The 1096-nt window shown below is 62.4% G+C and carries 1 pseudogene; it reads right to left on the reverse strand.

Features of this window, described 5'->3' with window-relative positions:
* A pseudogene (locus PAA8504_RS21665) lies at window positions 1–1096 on the reverse strand (DDE-type integrase/transposase/recombinase); the annotation flags it as partial.

The raw sequence follows: 1096 nt of genomic DNA on the forward strand, positions 1-1096 counted from the left end.
TGGTCTCGTCGAGCAGCTCATCGCGCATCCTGCCGTTGAAGCTCTCGACGAAACCGTTCTGCATTGGCTTTCCCCCCTCCCGGGATCATGCTCCGCATGACCCTGCCGGGCAACGGGACGCGATGTAGTGCCATTCTACCCGGTACTCGGAACACCACCGCAGGATCGCGTTACTGGTCAGTTCGGTCCTGTTGTCGCTGTCAATCATACCGGGCTTTCCACGGCGCTCGATCAGGGCTGTCAATTCACGCGCGGTTGTCATTGGAGCGCCATTGGTTCGAGCGCCAATGGCGACGCGTCCCGAGATAGAGGTGTCGGGGACCGCCGCAAGACACTCGCGGGTGACGTCATCGACCAGGTTGAGCACACGGAAGCGCTGGCCACTGGCGAACTGGTCATGGACGAAATCGAGCGATCCCGCTGCCCGGCAGCGGTTTGCATGCATACCGCGAGAGGGGGCGTGCAATGGGCTGCGCCTCGACCAAGATCGGAACGTGCGTTCCGATAGCTTTGCGCCGGGCCTTCCGCTTGCGCACCGTCAGCCCTTCCTCGCGGTAAAGGCGATAGATCCGGTTGATGCCGGAAGGCTCTCCCTCACGCCGCAGCAGAACGAAGAGCCGCCCCCTCTCGGGATCATGCTTCGCATGACCCTGCCGGGCAGCGGATACCCGAACCGCCGGCGCTCGTTGGCCAGGTCCCGCAACCGACCGCGCAGCACTGTGTCCGGCGCACGCTGAGATCGATCGCGGATCATCGTTCGATCCGCGTCGACGATATTGCAGGCCCGCCGCTCCGACAGGCCATGCTCGGCCCGAAGATATGCGACGGCTTCACGCTTCACGGGTCGCCATTGTGCTCGAACCAATGGCTTACCCTGCCACTTTTTTGAAACCAGATCCTTCATCGCAGCCAAGTCCAGCATCTGCTCGGCGAGGAGCTTCTTCAGCTTCGCGTTCTCATCCTCCAGCGCCTTCAGCCGCTTGGCCTCCACCGCCGTCATGCCGCCGAACTTGGCTTTCCAGTTGTAAAAGGTGCCTTCGGACATCCCGTTCGGCGCTACAAACGGTCCCCCGGACCGTTTGCTTGACGCTTGAAC

The organism is Palleronia abyssalis, from assembly GCF_900302445.1.
In the GTDB taxonomy this organism is placed as follows: Bacteria; Pseudomonadota; Alphaproteobacteria; order Rhodobacterales; family Rhodobacteraceae; genus Palleronia; species Palleronia abyssalis.